We start from the raw sequence: 14,343 nt of genomic DNA on the forward strand, positions 1-14,343 counted from the left end.
TCCGTTTACGGGGTCAGGCCTCGCCGCCCTTCCCCTCCCGGTGCCGGCCCTTGGTGGGCGGCCGGGTGATGAGCCGAAGGGATTCGGGGGGCGGGGGCAGATCGGGCAGGGAAAGGGGGGACAGCAGGTTGTCGCCGACCACCTTCCAGGCGCGGGCCTGCTTGGGCAGGCGCTCGGGCTGCATGACCTCCCAGCCCTGGGCGTACGAAACGAAGGAGGGCATCACGAGGGCGAAGCCCGTGAAGAGGAAGGCGGGGTACCGCAGCCACTCCGACCCGGTCTCCCCGATGGGCACCGCGAAGAGCGGATGGAGCCCGCCGTTGATCCAGAAGCCGTTGGGCGGGTCGTGGCGGGGGTAGACGAAGATGCGGCGGCGGTGCATGAGGGTGTGCGAGCCCACGCGGTAGGTGTCCATGGGCTGGATCCCGGTCCCCTCCAGGGACGGGCCCCAGCTCCGTTCGGGGTGGCCCACCACCTGCACGACCTCCCGGCGGTGGCCGGCCAGCTTGCGGAACAGGAGGCGCAGTTCCTCGGCCTCCTCGTCCTCCAGGTGCCCCTGGTTGGGCTTGATGTCGCCCAGGATGGCCACCCGGCGCGGCTTGAAGTCATCGAGCAGGCCCAGGAGGCGCTCCCAGATCTCGTGCTGCTGGCCATTCGGAAGTGCGTCCGGGCGCTTCCGCCGTCCGGCCCCCAACCCCAGGAACAGGTCGGCGATGACCAGGGTCTCCTGGCGGGGCAGGAGGATGGCTCTCCGGCTGTCGAGGATGATGTCTTCCGAGAACTTGATCTGCATGGGCCTGTTTTTCCGCTCCCTCCCATTGGAACATGACCGGGGGGCCCCGTGGGCATCGGCGGCAAGGATGCCCCCGGCGGCGCCCGGGCGTACTGGTATCCTTGCGCTGGAGGATGCCGTCGTGCCGCTGGAAGCCCCTGCCCCCCTGTACACGGGTGACCGCCTGAGGGACTTGATCCTGTGCTATGCGGGCCCCTGGGCCTTCCTGCCCTACCTCCGCCGCCGGGACGACGAGGAACTGCTCTGGCATTCCCGGCAGGGGGTGCTGCTGGCCTTCTCCGAGGTGTCCCTGGCCCTGGCGCTGGTCATCATGGGGCTCTTCCCCCTCGTGGGCTTCGTCTTCGTGCGCTTCTTCCTCCCCCTCTGGCTCATGTGGTGCCTGACCATGTCCGTCACCGCCATCCTGCAGGCCTGCAAGGGCAAGCGGCACAAGATCCCGGTCCTCTGCCAGTTCATGGACTACCTGTAGTGCGCCCGCTGGTCATCGGCATCGGCGAGCTGCTCTGGGACGTGTTCCCCGAAGGCCGCCGGCTGGGCGGGGCCCCCGCCAACTTCGCCTTCCACGTGTCCCGGCTCGGATGCCGGGGTGCGGTCGTCAGCCGGGTCGGTGATGACGCGAACGGCCGGGACGCCCTGGCCTTCCTGGACCGCACCGGCGTCGACCGCAGCCGGGTCCAGGTGGATCCGGACCTGCCCACCAGCACCGTGGACGTGACCGTGGACCCGGAGGGCCGCCCCACCTACCGCATCCACCGCCCCATCGCCTGGGACGCCATCGCCTGCCCCGACGCCCTCCGGAGCTGGGCGCCGGAGGCCGCCGCCATCTGCTACGGCAGCCTCGCCTGCCGCGACCCCCGGAGCCGCGAGAGCATCCTCGCCTTCCTGGCCTGCGCCGGCCGCGGCTGCCTCCGGGTCCTCGACATCAACCTGCGGCGGGACTGCTGGGAGCCCGCGGGCATCCTCGCCCTCCTGGGGTACTGCGACGTCCTGAAGCTCAACGAGGACGAGTTCCCCGTCGTCGCCGACCTGTGCGGGCTGCGCCCGGACCTGCAGGCCCTGCGCGCCGGCCTGGGGCTGAGGCTCGTGGCCCTCACCCTCGGCGAGCGGGGCAGCATTCTCTGCTCCGAGGAGGAGCGGATCGAGGCGCCCGGCCTGTCCGTCCCGGTGCGGGACACGGTCGGGGCCGGGGACGCCTTCACCGCCGCGTTGGTCGCTGGCTTGGTTTTTGGCCAGGACCTGCGGACCCTGCAGCGCCGAGCCACCCGGCTCTCCGCCTTCGTGTGCACCCAGGCAGGCGCCACGCCCGAGACCGCCGACTTCCTGCGCCGGGATCCCCACTTCCGCTGAGCGCGCGCGCCGGGTCAGGCGGAAGGGGACCGGTAGACCGCGAGGGTGGTCCCCCGGAGGTGGGCGACCGGGAGGCTGTGCCGGAGGGTGTTGAGGTACTGGAAGACCCCCTTCGAGGCGCGGCCCCGGGTGGCGGCGTAGTCGTGCCAGAGGATGATGCCCCCGGGCCGGAGCATGCGAAGGGCCTTCTCCGTGTCGCTGCGGCAGTAGCTGTACGCATGGGAGCCGTCGATGAAGACGAGGTCCATGGTCCCGGCGAAGGGCGTCTCGTCGAAGAGCTTGCTGTCCGAGAAGATCTGGGTGACCTTGGCCTCCACGTCGGTCCCCGTGTAGCGGAAGCGGGTGAAGCAGGACTCCTCCAGGGAGACCGCCCGGGCCTTGGCGGTGTCCGTGGCCTCGGGCCGGAAGTCGTCCCGCTGGTCGGGGGCCAGGGTGAGGGTGACGATGCGCGCCTCCGGCGGGCTGTTCCGGGCCCAGAGGTAGGCGGTGCGGCCGGAGCAGGTGCCGAATTCGAAGAGGTTCAAGGCCCGCTTCGCGAGCACGGCCAGCACCCAGGCCTCCAGGTCCGTGGTGCCGGAGGGGACCCCGTCCCCCCGCCCCAGGAAGGCCACCTCGCAGCGCTCGGGCAGGGGTCCCAGGTCATCACGCTTGAACAGTTCATCAAACTCTTCCAGCCGGAGGGAGGGAAGCGGCCAGCCCATCGCCTTGCCGTGGAGGAGGTGGAGGCGCCGCTGATAAGACCAGCAGGTGTAACTTGCGGCCCCCAGGGCCAGGGTGAGCAGCAGGATGATGGACCAGGCGGCGGTGCCCATGGGACTCCCAGAAATTTACAATTCATACTATATATTCATCGAGACCTCCCCACAACAGCCCTTCGGCCTCCGCCCGCCTCCCAGGACGTCCGCGCCTCCGCATCCGCCCCAGGGGGCGGACCGGAGGCGCGGAGGTCGCAGCGCCGTCAGTCCCGGCCGGCGCGCGCCCCCAGGATGAGCATGGCGTCCCCGTAGCTGAAGAACCGGTAGCGCTCCCGCACCGCCTCCCGGTAGGCCTCCTGGGCGAAGTCCAGCCCCAGCAGGGCGCTCACCAGGACGAAAAGGGTGCTCTCCGGCAGGTGGAAGTTGGTGAGGAGGTGGTCCGCGGTCCGGAGGCGGTAGCCGGGCTGGATGAAGAGCCGGGTGGAACCGGACCGGGCCAGGCGCTCGCCGTCCCAGGCGGCCTCCAGGGTGCGGAGGCTGGTGGTCCCCACCGCCAGGACGGGCCGGTTCCGCTCCCGGAAGGCCGGCTCCAGCAGGGCGGCGGCGGCCTCCGGCACCTCGTAGCGCTCCTCGTGCATCACGTGGTCGTCGAGGTCCTCGGCGGTCATGGGCCGGAAGGTCCCCAGGCCCACGTGGAGGCGCACCGGCTCCCAGGCGCAGCCGCGGGCGCGGAGGGCGCCGATCAGCTCCGGGGTGAAGTGGAGGCCCGCGGTGGGGGCGGCCACGGCCTCGCCCTCCGCGGCGTGGAAGACCGTCTGGTAGCGCCCCTCGTCCTCGGCGTCGGCGGGATGCGCGATGTAGGGCGGCAGGGGGAGGCGGCCGATGGCGTCCACGGCGTCCCAGTCCAGGTCCCCGCCGGGCCCGACGACGCGCACCCGGCGCAGGCCCTCGTCCAGGGCGGCCTCGATCTGGACCTCGGCCAGGACGCTGCCGGCCTCGTCCACCACGAGGGCGTGCTTGCCGGGGCGGAGGCGGGACCCGGGCCGCACGAGGGCCTCGAAGGCTCCGCCGGGCAGGGCCCGGAGCAGGAGGGCCTCGCCGGTTCCGCCCCCGGATCGCCGGAGCGGGAGCCGCGCGTGCCTCACCTTCACGTCGTTGGGCACGCAGACGGCGCCCGGGGGGACCAGGTCCGGCAGGTCGCGGATCATGGCGTGGCGGAGGGTCCCCGCCGCCGCGTCGGCCACGAGGAGGCGCGCCCCGTCGCGGCGCTCCGCGGGATGCTGCGCGATGAGCTCCGGGGGCAGGTCGAAGTGGAAGGCCGATCTACGCACGCCCGGCCTCAGTCGTGGAACTGGAGGCTGTGGAGGCGGTCGTACTCGCCGCGCAGGGCGAGCAGCTCCTCGTGGGTCCCGCGCTCGACGATCTCGCCGCCCTTGAGCACGCAGATCCGGGTGGCCCGCTGGATGGTGGAGAGCCGGTGGGCGATGACGAGGGTGGTGCGGTCCTTCATGAGGGCCTCGAGGGCCTCCTGGACGGCGCGCTCGCTCTCCGTGTCCAGGGCGCTGGTGGCCTCGTCCAGCAGGAGGATGGGCGGATCCTGGAGCAGGGCCCGGGCGATGGCCAGGCGCTGGCGCTGGCCGCCGGAGAGGGTGGAGCCCGTCTCCGCCAGGGCCGTGTCGTAGCCCTTCGGCAGCGCCATGATGAAGTCGTGGGCGTGGGCCTTCCGCGCCGCCTCGATCACGGCCTCGCGGGAGGCCTCCTTGCCGTAGGCGATGTTCTCGTGCACGGAGTCCATGAACAGCAGGGTCTCCTGGGTCACGATGCCGATGCGCTGGCGCAGTTCCCGGGGATCGAAGTCGCGGAGGTCGGTGCCGTCCAGGGTCACCCGGCCCTCGGTGGGATCGAAGAAGCGGGGCACGAGGTTCACCAGGGTGGTCTTGCCGCCGCCGGAGCCGCCCACCAGGGCCACCGTCTCGCCCCGGCCCACCTGCAGGTCGATGCCCCGGAGCACCTCGTTCCGGCCGTTCCGCCCATCGTAGGCGAAGCGGACGCCCTCGAACGCGAGGCGGGCGGGGTTCTCCGGCACCGGCCGGGGATCGGCGGGCACCGTCATCCCGGTCTCCCGGTCCAGCATGCCGTAGATGCGGTCGAGGCTCGCCTGGGCGACCTGGATCTCGGCGTTGAGCTTGGTCAGGCGGCGGATGGGGTCGTAGAAGCTGTAGAGGGCGAGGATGTATCCGAAGAAGGCGGGGCCGTCCATGAGGCCGGCCTGGATCTGCCGGGTGGCGAACATGAGCAGGCCCGCCAGGAGCAGCCCCCCCACCAGCTCCATGATCGGGTGGGAGATGGCCGAGGCCCGGGCCGACTTCATGCCGAGCCGGAAGAGCTCGTTGTTCTGCTCGTGGAAGCGGGCCTCCTCGAAGGGCTCCCGCGCGAAGCCCAGGACGACCCGGATGTTGCTGAACACCTCCTTGAGGCGCTGGAGGAGCCGGCTGGAGGCCTCCATGTTCCGGTGGTTGATGCGCCGGATGCGCTGGCTCAGCTTCCGGATGGGGAACACCACGAGGGGCCCGGCGATGAAGACCGTCAGGCTCAGGCGCCAGTTCAGGTACATCACGTAGCTGAGCATGGCCAGGGCCTGGGTGATCTCCCGCACCGCGTCCGCGAACTGGTTGGAGGAGATGCCCTGGACAGCCTGGACGTCGCTGATGCACCGCTGGAGCAGCTCGCCCACGGGGTGCTTCTGGAAGAAGGCCGGCTCCTGGCGGAGCAGATGCCCGAAGAGGCGCTCCCGCAGGGAAATGGTCGCCCGGATGCCCGAGCGGACCATGATCAGGGTGCCCGCATAGGTGAAGATGCCCTTCAGGATGAAGATGGCCACCAGGACGGCCGGCAGGATCCAGGCCTTGGCCTGGAGGGTCGCCGGGCTAGGCAGGTGGGCGGCGGCCCAGGCCTTGATCGAGACCAGGAGGCCCACCTTGTCCGCGTGCGCCCCCGCCATCCGGTCCAGGCCGGAGGAGGTGCCCATGCCCAGCAGGGTGCCGAAGATGATCTGGATGACCCCGATCATGGCCCCATGGCAGGCCCCGGCCAGGGCCAGGAGGACCGACCCGGAGGCGATCAGGGGGAGGAAGCGCTTGAGGTGCTCGCGGAAGAACCGGCCGAATGACGACATCCAACCAGATTACCAGCCTACTCCACCTTCACTTCGATGCTGCTCTTCGGGTCCTCCACCGACAGGAGGACGCTGCCCTTGGGGAGGTTGACGGCCTGGTCCGTGAGGGACTCCAGGTCCACCCCCTTGGCCCGCGCCTCCTTGATCTGGGCGTCGGACATGTAGTTGACGACAGCCCGGGCCAGGGAGAGGGCGAGACGGATGGTCACGGTGTCGGGCTTCCCCGCCTCCCGGATGCGGATGACGAGGAAGCGGCCCCGGGTGGCGGGGGTCGCGGCGGCCGAAGGCTTCACGCCCAGGTTGAGGAGGGCGAGGCTGCAGGCGTCCGCGGAGGCCGCCACCTCCAGGCCCCGGCGGAGGGCCGGCACGCTGCGGGCGTCCCCGGTCTTGGCGAGCTGGAGGGCGGCAGCCACCTGCACCTCCAGGGTGGGATCGTTGAGGGCGGCCACCAGCCCGGGGGTCGCCTGGGGCACCTGCCCCTGGGTGATGCCCCAGCACCGGATGCGATTCAGCTTCGCCTCCTTGCCCAGCAGCCGCTGGTCGGGATGCTTGTCCAGGAACTCCGTGTAGGCGGCGGCGGCGGCGTCCCATTGCTGGTTGGACTCGAGGCTGGCCGCGAGCCAGAACCGGGCCTCCGGGACCCGGGTGGAGGCCCGGTGCTCGGCCAGGAAGCGCCGGTAGACGACGGCGGCCTCGTACCAGCGGCCCGCGTAGCGGAGGTTCTTGGCCTCCCGCAGCAGGGCGTCGCCGGCGTCCTCCCGGAGGGCGGCCGCGGGCAGGGGCTCGGGCATGGGCAGGGGCCCCGCCGCCAGCGCCCAGGTCAGGAAGAGGGCGATCAAGACTTGTCCCCCTTCAGGACCTGGCTGAGCCGCCGGGCCTCGTCACCCAGGTTGTGGGTGCTGGCCCACTGGCGCAGTTCCTCGGCCCGCTGGGGATCCATGCAGGCGTCCTCGAGGCTGAGCTCCCGGAGCCAGGCGTGCAGGTCGGCCCGGACCGCCTCGGCCTCCGGGCCGGGGGCCTCCTGGCCGGCGAGGCCGTGGCTGCTCTGGAGGAGGGCGAGAGCGATCTCCCGCTCCTCGGCCCGATCCTGGGTGTTCCGCTTGTCGCAGACCGGCGGCTGGGTGTTGAAGCGCTGGATGAGGGTGGAGCTCTGCTGGAAGAAGGCGGCCCACAGGCGTTCCTGGCCCCGCTTCTGCGCCACTTCCTGGATGCGGGCCTGGTCCTGGGCCAGGCGGGCCATGTGGCGGGAATGGACCAGGTGGTAGCCCAGGGGCAGGGCCATCAGCACCGCGGCGGCGGCGGACAGCATCCAGGGGAACCGGTGGAGGGGGGCGACCCGCGGGGCCTCGTCGCCGAGGGCCTCGGCCGCCACGCCCTCCGCGGAGAGGGCGAGGTGCACCTCGAGCAGGGCGGCGAGTTCCGCCTGGGCCGCGGGATCGTCGGGCCAGAGCTCGGGCCGTTCGAGAATCTCGAAGGCCTGCTCGGGGCTCAGATCATGGGGTTCAGGGGCGGGGTTCATGGTTCACATCCAGGTTCTTGCGCAACTTGGCGAGGCTTTGAAAGAGGGTCGCCTTGACGGTGCCCTCGGCGCAGCCCAGGTCCTCGGCGATCCGTTTGACGGGATGCTCGTGGACGTAATAGGCCAGCACCATGGCACGCTGCCGGGGGGTCAGTCCCTCCAGGGCCTGGCGCAGGCCCTGGATCCTCCGGCTCTGGTCCACCTCGTCCCAGGGAGCGGGCTGGTGGGGGTCTGGAGCGTCAAAGGTCTCGGGAGGGGGCAGCTCCCGACCTCGTTTACGCAGATGGTCCGTCGCCGCATTAGCCGCCAGGGTGAAAATCCACGCAGCGACCGGACGACCTTCCTCGAAGCGCTGGCAGTGCTGCAGACACTTGAGAAACACATCCTGGGTCAACTCCTGGACCACGCCGGTCTCCCCGCCCAGGCGGCGATGGAGGAAGGCGAAGACCGGCTTCTCGAACCGCGCCATGAGGTGGGCGAGGGCCTCCTCCTGGCCGGCCCGGAGCCGCATCATCCAGTATTCCGGCGGGCGTTCTTCCAGAAGGGCCGGGGCCATGGTCACTTTTTCCCCGCCAGGGACAGGCCGGGCAGGGCCAGGCGGCCCAGCGCCTGGTTGATCTGGTCGGCCGTCATTTGGCAGCGGAGGCCGATGCGCTCGCGCTCCTGGAGGATCTCGGGGGCCGCCGTGCCGGTGCCGCCCTGCACCGCCGAGGCGGCGGCCATGAAGCGCTGGACCCAGGGGGCCACCTGGAGGATGGCTTCGGGGCTCCCGGTCAGGGACAGGTCGAAGCGGTGGGTGCCCTTGCCGCCCGGGGTCACGCTCCAGGCCAGGGATTCGATGCCCTTCGGCAGGCTCCGGGCCAGGTCGGGCGGCACCGAGGCGGAAAGGCCGTCCAGGATGGGCCGCACCTGGAGGAAGCCCTGGATGGGGGAAGCGCCGTCCGTCCACTCCGCGGCCTTCATCACCGGGTGGCGGGGGCCCAGGGGCCCCATGGCCAGGCGCGTGAGGGTCTTCAGGTCGCCCAGCCACACCCGGCCCTGGGCGTCCGTGACGGCCCGGATGTGGACCTGGTTGACATCGAGGATGACGTGGACCGGCAGTTCCTGCCGATTCACCGGCAGGGAGCCTTCGGTGGGGAAGGCCTCGCTCACGGCCATGTTCAGACCGGCCTGGTCCTTGAACCCGCCGAGCTGGATGAGGAATTCGGGCAGGGACGGCTTCCCGTCCGGGTCCACGCGGGGGACCGAGAGCACGTAGAAGCTGATCCGCCCCGTCTCCCGGGCGGGGCTGATGCGGGCCTTCTTCAGGAACAGGTCCAGGGTCTGGTCCGCGTAGGGGTACTGGCGCAGGTAGGCCTGGAAGGCCTGCTGCTCGATGAGCCAGCCCGCGCGCCCCGACAGGGCCATGACGGTGCCGGCGGGGGCGGAGCCGGCCCAGTCCGGGGCGGCGGCCTTGCGGTGGCCACAGGCGGCCAGGACGAGGACCGAAACGACCGCGGCTCCGCCCGCCAGGCGTCGCAGGGAAGGGGGTCGCAGGTCCATGGTGTCTCCGAGGGGGGCTACGGCTGGGCGGGCCCGGGGCTTAGCTGGCCCAGGGCCCGCAGGGCCATGGGCAGGTGGGGGCTGCGGAGGAGCTGCTGCTGTTCGCTGGGCGACAGGAAGGTCCAGATCCGGCGGGCGGCTTCCCGGGGCGTCTTGGGATTGAGCAGGAGCTCGCTCATGACGGCGGGGTGGGCCATGAGGGCGGGGTGGCCCGCGATCCGCTCCAGCACCTCGCGGGGGGTCTGCTTGTTCCGGGCGAGGCGCAGCAGGATCGCCGGATCCACCTGGCGGTCGGAGACCAGGAGGCGCAGAACCTCCTCGTCCCGGAACACCTCGGCGGGCAGGTGGCGGATGAGTTCTCCCCCGGAGTGCCGGAGCGCGAGGATCCGCTGGGGCACGTCCATGCCCTCGTAGGCCGCCCGCAGGCGCTCCTGGGCCAGGCGCTTCACGGCCAGGTGCGGCAGGCGCTGGTCCCGGAGGAGGTCCAGCAGGAGGCGGGGCGGCCCATCGAGGCCCGCCAGGAGGGTGAGGGCGGTGGGCTCGGAGAGGTGCGGGTTGTGGAGGAGGGCCTCCTTCACCGCGGGGTGGGCCGACCAGGTCCGGTTGGCCGCGAGGCGCTCCGCGCGGTGGCCGTCCAGGGCGGGGATGGCGGGCAGCAGGTCCCGGGGCGCCAGGCCCGGGTTCTCCAGGGCCACCTGGAAGACCTGGGGATCGGGGTCCCGGAGGGCCGCCTGGATCTGCTCGGGCTGGGTGGCCTGGTTGGCCAGGAAGACCCGCTCCTCCAGGGAGACCCAGCGGCCCTCGGCCTGGGAGGGGGAGAGGCCCGAGGCCTGGGTGGCCCGGCGCCGCTGGAGCCGGTCGAAGAAGACCTTGATGACCCGGAGCATGGTCGGCGCCTTCCGCTTGGCCCACCAGGTGAGGTACTGGTACTCCGATTCCTCGGCCTGGGTGAAGAGGCTCACCACGCGCCGCAGGCGGCGCCGGTCCAGGCCGCCCGGGGCCGCGGCCCCCCGCTCCAGGGCCAGGATCAGGTCCCGGGTCGCGCCCATGCGCCGGGCGAGCTCCCCGGGGCAGAAGGGCGAGGTCCAGAGCGCCTCCCGGATCGATTCCTTGAAGTACCAGCGGGCCTCCTGGTAGATCTCCTCGAAGAGGCCCGGGGCCTGGGCCGCCTCCAGGGCCCCGTGGAGGGTGTCCTCGGACAGGGCGGGGTTCCGGAGGGCCGCGATCCGCACCCGGCTCTCCTCGTCGGCCAGGAAGCGACCCAGGTCCTCCTGGACCAGGGTGCTCTCGGCCTGGGCCGTGCGGTCGGCACTGGACATGCGGTAGGCGGGACGGACCGGTCCCGGGGCCGGGGGCAGCCGGAGGAGGGCCTCCCAGTCCGGGTCCCCGGAGGGCAGGGGCGGCAGTTCGAGGGTCGTCCCCGTGGCGTGGACGCTGCGGGCCATATGCTTGGCCATCTGCTTCACCACCGGCCGCAGCTCGCCGGGCAGTTCCTGGTAGAGGGCCTTGACGGCCTCGGCCCGCTCCGCCTTCTCCCCCTCCGGGGCGCGGTCCATTTCCCGCATGAGGTCGAACAGGGAAACCGCCATCTCCAGGTCCCGCCGCAGCCCCTCGGGCGTGGCCTCGTTGGCGGCCAGGCCGTGCAGCACGGGGGGATGGACGAGCCAGTGGGGCGTGCGCGCGATGAGCGCGAGGAGGTGGGGCGAGGCCAGGGTGCGGGCCAGGTTCTCCACCAGCTCCAGCTGGCGCTCCGTGGGGAGCTGGGGGCGGATCAGGGCGAGGTTGCGGAAGTGCGGCCGGTCGGGCTCCGGCAGGCTCAGCAGGATCGGGACGCCCGGCTCCGACATGCCCCTAGCATCCAGGCACGATGTTGGACACGGAAAAGGCGGGATCGTCCCTGAGGAGCAGGCCGTCCAGGACGACCCCCTGCAGGCCGGGGATCTCCTTGGCCTGCGTCAGGTGCCGCGGGGCCCGGATGCTGCCGCCCATGAAGACGGGGACCTTGGACTGGAGGGAGAGGAGGCGCGCCGTCTCGAAGTCGGGTTCGGGCGCGTCGGGCGACAGGTCCATGAAGAGCACGCGCTTGAAGCCGAAGCGCCCGATGAGGCCGCCCGCGGCGTCGGGCTTCTGCCCCCAGGTCCCGCCCCAGCCGGAGGCGAGGATCTCCCCCCCGCGCACGTCCACGGCCGCGGTGAGGTGCTCGCGGAACCGCGCCAGGAGCTGCTCCACCATCACCGGGGAGCGGTGCAGGATCGTCCCGACCGCGAGCCAGGTGGCCCCGTGGTCGAGGAAGAACTGGGCCTGGTCGGAGCTGCGGATCCCGCCCCCGACCTGGATGAGGACCTTCTGCCGGCCCGCGTGGAAGCGGTTGACGGCGCGCGCGATGAGCTCCCGGTTGTTGCCGTGGCCCCGCGCCGCGTCGACGTCCACGAGGCCCAGGCGGTGGCAGCCCTGGTCCATGAGCCACGTGACCATGCCCATCACGTCGCCCGTGGCGCCGCCCTGGCCCGAGAGGGGTACGACGAGGCCGTTCTGGATGTTGAGGGTTGGCAGGATCTTCAAGGGAGCTTCCATCCTCTCGCGACACTGCCGATGGTAACCGATGCGGCGCCCTTTAAGAAGGCGCGCCCGCGGAGGAGGCGGGGAGCGCCTCCAGGAGGAGGCGCGCGGCCTCCATCTGCGCGCGCTTGAGGGAGCCCGCCGAGGCGACGGCTTCGTGGGGGCCGACGCGGACCTTCACCGTGAAGGTGGGGGCGTGGTCGGGGCCCTGGCGGGAGACCTCCTCGTAGACCGGGGCCCCGAGCGAAAGGACGGCGGCCCGCTCCTGGAGGGTGGTCTTGGTGTCGCGCACCTCCCAGACCCCGAGGTAGGCCCGCCGGATCGTCTCCAGGAACCGGGCCTCCACCAGGGCCATCACCCCGTCGAGGGGCGACCGCCCCCGCGCTTCCAGGTCCAGGTGGACCGCGGCGAGGAGGGCCTCCACGGCATCGGCCAGCTCGTTGCGGGTGCCGCGGGTCCTGCGTCCGGAGCGGGGTCCCATCCGGACCTCCAGCCCCAGGTCCTCGGCCCAGGCGTGGAGCGCGTCGGCGCAGACCACGAGGCCCCGCAGCTTGGTCAGCGCGCCCTCGGGCCAGGCGGGGTGCTCCCGGTACACGAGGCGCGAGACGCAGAGCTGGAGGACCGCGTCGCCCAGGAACTCGAGCCGCTGGTTGTCCACGTCCAGGCCCGCCGAAGGGGGCGTCAGCGCGGCCTCCACGAGGGCGGGATCCCTGAATGTGTAACCCAGTTTCGCTTCCAGGGGCGTGGGCTTGCGTGCGCTCAAGGGGGGGTCCCCCTCCTTTCCCGGAGCGCCGGCCGCGCCCCGCTCCCTCCATCGTAGCGGAGGCCGCGAATATTGCCGCACGTCCCCGGGCGCCATGAATATAATGACCTCAAGCTGCCGCATCCTCCCTTTCCTGCAAACCCCGGGGTTCACCCACGTGGCCATTCCCTTCAAGAACCTGCCCATCCTGCTGGGGGCCATCCGCCAGGACGGGGCCGACGGAGAGCTGGCGCTCGTCCAGAACGACGGGGAACGGCGCTTCTATTTCGTGAAGGGCGAGCTCGTCCACCTCAAGAGCGAGGCCGCGGGCGAGCAGTTCGGCAACTACCTGCTCCGCCAGGGCATCCTGGACCTCCAGGCCCTCAACGAGCTGCTCGCCAACGAGGAGCGCTACCGGCTCGGCGAGAAGGTCATCCAGTGGGGCATGATGACCCTCGAGGAGCGGGACACGCACATCCTGGCGCTGCAGGAGCAGATCATGGTGCACGCCCTGGAGCACCCCGTCCTCGACTGGACGTGGACCCCGGGCGCCATGGACCAGCGGCTGGAGCAGGACCTCCACTTCCGGATGCACCACCGGCGCTTCGTGTGGAACGCCTTCCAGGAATGCCACTACATGATGGATCTCCTGGACATCCTGGACGGCCAGCGCGACTGGACCTGGGAAGGACGCCGGGACCTGGTGGAGAGCATGGCGGACCTGCCGCTCACCCCGGGAACGGCCTACGCCCTCTCCTTCCTGGGGGCCGACCCCATCGCCTTCGGCACCTTCCGGGACCTGAGCGCCCTCGACGAGGAGGAGGCGGCCCGGCTCGTCATGACCCTCTGGGCCCTGGGCGCCCTCACCCTCAAGGCGGAGGCGGTCCCCACCCTGAAGGCGGCGCCCCCCCCGGCCCCGGCGCCCGAACCGGTCCTCGAATTCACGCCCGGCCCCGCCCCGGATCCGCTTCCCCTCATCCCCCCGCCCCTCCTCCGGCCCTCCGACATCCGGCCCTCCACCGGCCTCCCGCTCATCCTGCCTCCCCCGCGCCCGCCCCGGGCGACGCCCCCGGCCCTGGACCTGGAGCCGCTGCCGATCCAGCCCGAATTCCTGGATTTCGAAGGGGAGCCCGGGGACGGCAAGGGGCCTTCCGGCAACAAGCGCATCCAGGCGCCGGCCGCGCCGCCGCCCCCCCCGCCCCCGCCGCCCGCGGAGCCGGAGCCCGAGCTGCCGCCCCAGCTGCCCCCCACGGGCCTGCCCCTTTCTCCGGCCGGCATTCCCCTGGCCTCCCCCGCCATCCCCCTCGCCCCGGCGCCCGCGCCGCCGGAGAACCCGGACCGGCCCCTGGAGGCCGCGGCCACGGCCATCCCCGCCCTGCCGCCCCCGCCCCCGGTCCTGGAGGGACCCGCCCGGGCGCGCCAACTGATGACCCATGCCCGCATGTCCGCCCAGCAGGACCGGACGGTGGAGGCGGTCCGCCTGCTGGAGCAGGTGGTGCAGCTGGACCCCGACGGGGAGGTGGCCTTCGAGGCCTGGCTGATGCTCGGCCGGCTCCGCAGCACCAACCCCGCCTGGTCGACCCGGGCCATCGAGGCGCTGCAGCAGGCCGCCCGCCTCCGGCCCCGGCGCGCGGAGCCCTGGGCGGCCATGGGCGAGATCTACCACCGCAAGGGCTTCGAGACGAACGCCATCGCCTGCTTCAAGAAGGCCCTCGGCCTGGACCCGTCGGTGGCGATCCCCAAGGACGTGGACCTGGACGCCCCCGCCCCCACCCCGGCGCCCGCCCCGGCCAAGAAGGGCCTGCTCGGGAAATTCAAATCCATGCTCGGCGGGGACTGAGCGCCGGCGCGTCCACATCTATATATATAGATGGACCGCCCTGGGGACTTGCGCGCCGGGAAAAAAGGCTAAAGTGTCCGCTCGACTGGACCGAAGAGATCTGTGCGGGGGGATTCCCCCGGACCCCATCC

General features: G+C 71.9%; 14 protein-coding genes. 3 read left to right on the top strand and 11 right to left on the bottom strand.

What is annotated here, in order from left to right:
- Positions 1–13: 13 nt before the first annotated feature.
- Positions 14–793, bottom strand: coding sequence for a metallophosphoesterase family protein (locus R2J75_RS19325; protein WP_243333615.1), 780 nt, complete (start codon positions 791–793; stop codon positions 14–16).
- 121 nt (positions 794–914) lie between these two features.
- Here R2J75_RS19325 and R2J75_RS19330 point away from each other — a divergent pair, with 121 nt between their 5' ends.
- The gene (locus R2J75_RS19330) at positions 915–1,262 is read left to right on the top strand and encodes a hypothetical protein (RefSeq protein WP_243333612.1); all 348 of its coding nucleotides are present in this window, start codon (positions 915–917) and stop codon (positions 1,260–1,262) included.
- Positions 1,262–2,140, top strand: coding sequence for a carbohydrate kinase family protein (locus R2J75_RS19335; RefSeq protein WP_243333611.1), 879 nt, complete (start codon positions 1,262–1,264; stop codon positions 2,138–2,140). The genes R2J75_RS19330 and R2J75_RS19335 overlap by 1 nt, the downstream gene beginning before the upstream one ends.
- A gap of 14 nt (positions 2,141–2,154) precedes the next feature.
- Here the strand turns inward: R2J75_RS19335 and R2J75_RS19340 are convergent, their stop codons facing one another.
- From R2J75_RS19340 to R2J75_RS19385, 10 genes are all read right to left on the bottom strand, one after another.
- Positions 2,155–2,952: an O-methyltransferase gene (locus tag R2J75_RS19340; protein ID WP_243333609.1), complete on the bottom strand. Its 798-nt coding sequence runs from the start codon at positions 2,950–2,952 to the stop codon at positions 2,155–2,157.
- Between the two features lie 146 nt (positions 2,953–3,098).
- Positions 3,099–4,166: a tRNA preQ1(34) S-adenosylmethionine ribosyltransferase-isomerase QueA gene (queA, locus tag R2J75_RS19345; protein ID WP_243333607.1), complete on the bottom strand. Its 1,068-nt coding sequence runs from the start codon at positions 4,164–4,166 to the stop codon at positions 3,099–3,101.
- An 8-nt stretch (positions 4,167–4,174) separates the two neighbouring features.
- Positions 4,175–6,010, bottom strand: coding sequence for an ABC transporter ATP-binding protein (locus R2J75_RS19350; protein ID WP_316410819.1), 1,836 nt, complete (start codon positions 6,008–6,010; stop codon positions 4,175–4,177).
- A gap of 17 nt (positions 6,011–6,027) precedes the next feature.
- A complete protein-coding gene (locus R2J75_RS19355) occupies positions 6,028–6,849 on the bottom strand; it encodes a tetratricopeptide repeat protein (RefSeq protein WP_243333603.1) in 822 nt (273 codons plus the stop codon).
- Positions 6,846–7,529, bottom strand: a complete 684-nt coding sequence (locus R2J75_RS19360) for a hypothetical protein (protein WP_243333602.1) — start codon at positions 7,527–7,529, stop codon at positions 6,846–6,848. The genes R2J75_RS19355 and R2J75_RS19360 overlap by 4 nt, the downstream gene beginning before the upstream one ends.
- Positions 7,513–8,085 carry an RNA polymerase sigma factor gene (locus R2J75_RS19365; protein ID WP_243333599.1) on the bottom strand — a complete coding sequence of 191 codons (573 nt, stop codon included), beginning with the start codon at positions 8,083–8,085 and terminating at the stop codon, positions 7,513–7,515. Before R2J75_RS19365 ends, R2J75_RS19360 begins: the two co-directional genes overlap by 17 nt.
- Before the next feature lie 2 nt (positions 8,086–8,087).
- Positions 8,088–9,071: a hypothetical protein gene (locus R2J75_RS19370; RefSeq protein WP_243333598.1), complete on the bottom strand. Its 984-nt coding sequence runs from the start codon at positions 9,069–9,071 to the stop codon at positions 8,088–8,090.
- Positions 9,072–9,088: 17 nt separating this feature from the next.
- Positions 9,089–10,918 carry a hypothetical protein gene (locus tag R2J75_RS19375; RefSeq protein WP_243333597.1) on the bottom strand — a complete coding sequence of 610 codons (1,830 nt, stop codon included), beginning with the start codon at positions 10,916–10,918 and terminating at the stop codon, positions 9,089–9,091.
- Positions 10,919–10,922: 4 nt separating this feature from the next.
- Positions 10,923–11,633 carry a HisA/HisF-related TIM barrel protein gene (locus R2J75_RS19380; RefSeq protein WP_243333596.1) on the bottom strand — a complete coding sequence of 237 codons (711 nt, stop codon included), beginning with the start codon at positions 11,631–11,633 and terminating at the stop codon, positions 10,923–10,925.
- Between the two features lie 52 nt (positions 11,634–11,685).
- Positions 11,686–12,393, bottom strand: a complete 708-nt coding sequence (locus R2J75_RS19385) for a ribonuclease III family protein (protein ID WP_243333588.1) — start codon at positions 12,391–12,393, stop codon at positions 11,686–11,688.
- A gap of 157 nt (positions 12,394–12,550) precedes the next feature.
- Here R2J75_RS19385 and R2J75_RS19390 point away from each other — a divergent pair, with 157 nt between their 5' ends.
- A complete protein-coding gene (locus R2J75_RS19390; RefSeq protein WP_316410820.1) occupies positions 12,551–14,212 on the top strand; it encodes a tetratricopeptide repeat protein in 1,662 nt (553 codons plus the stop codon).
- The last annotated feature ends 131 nt before the right edge of the window (positions 14,213–14,343 follow it).

The sequence above is a fragment of the Mesoterricola sediminis genome, from assembly GCF_030295425.1.
Lineage (GTDB): Bacteria > Acidobacteriota > Holophagae > Holophagales > Holophagaceae > Mesoterricola > Mesoterricola sediminis.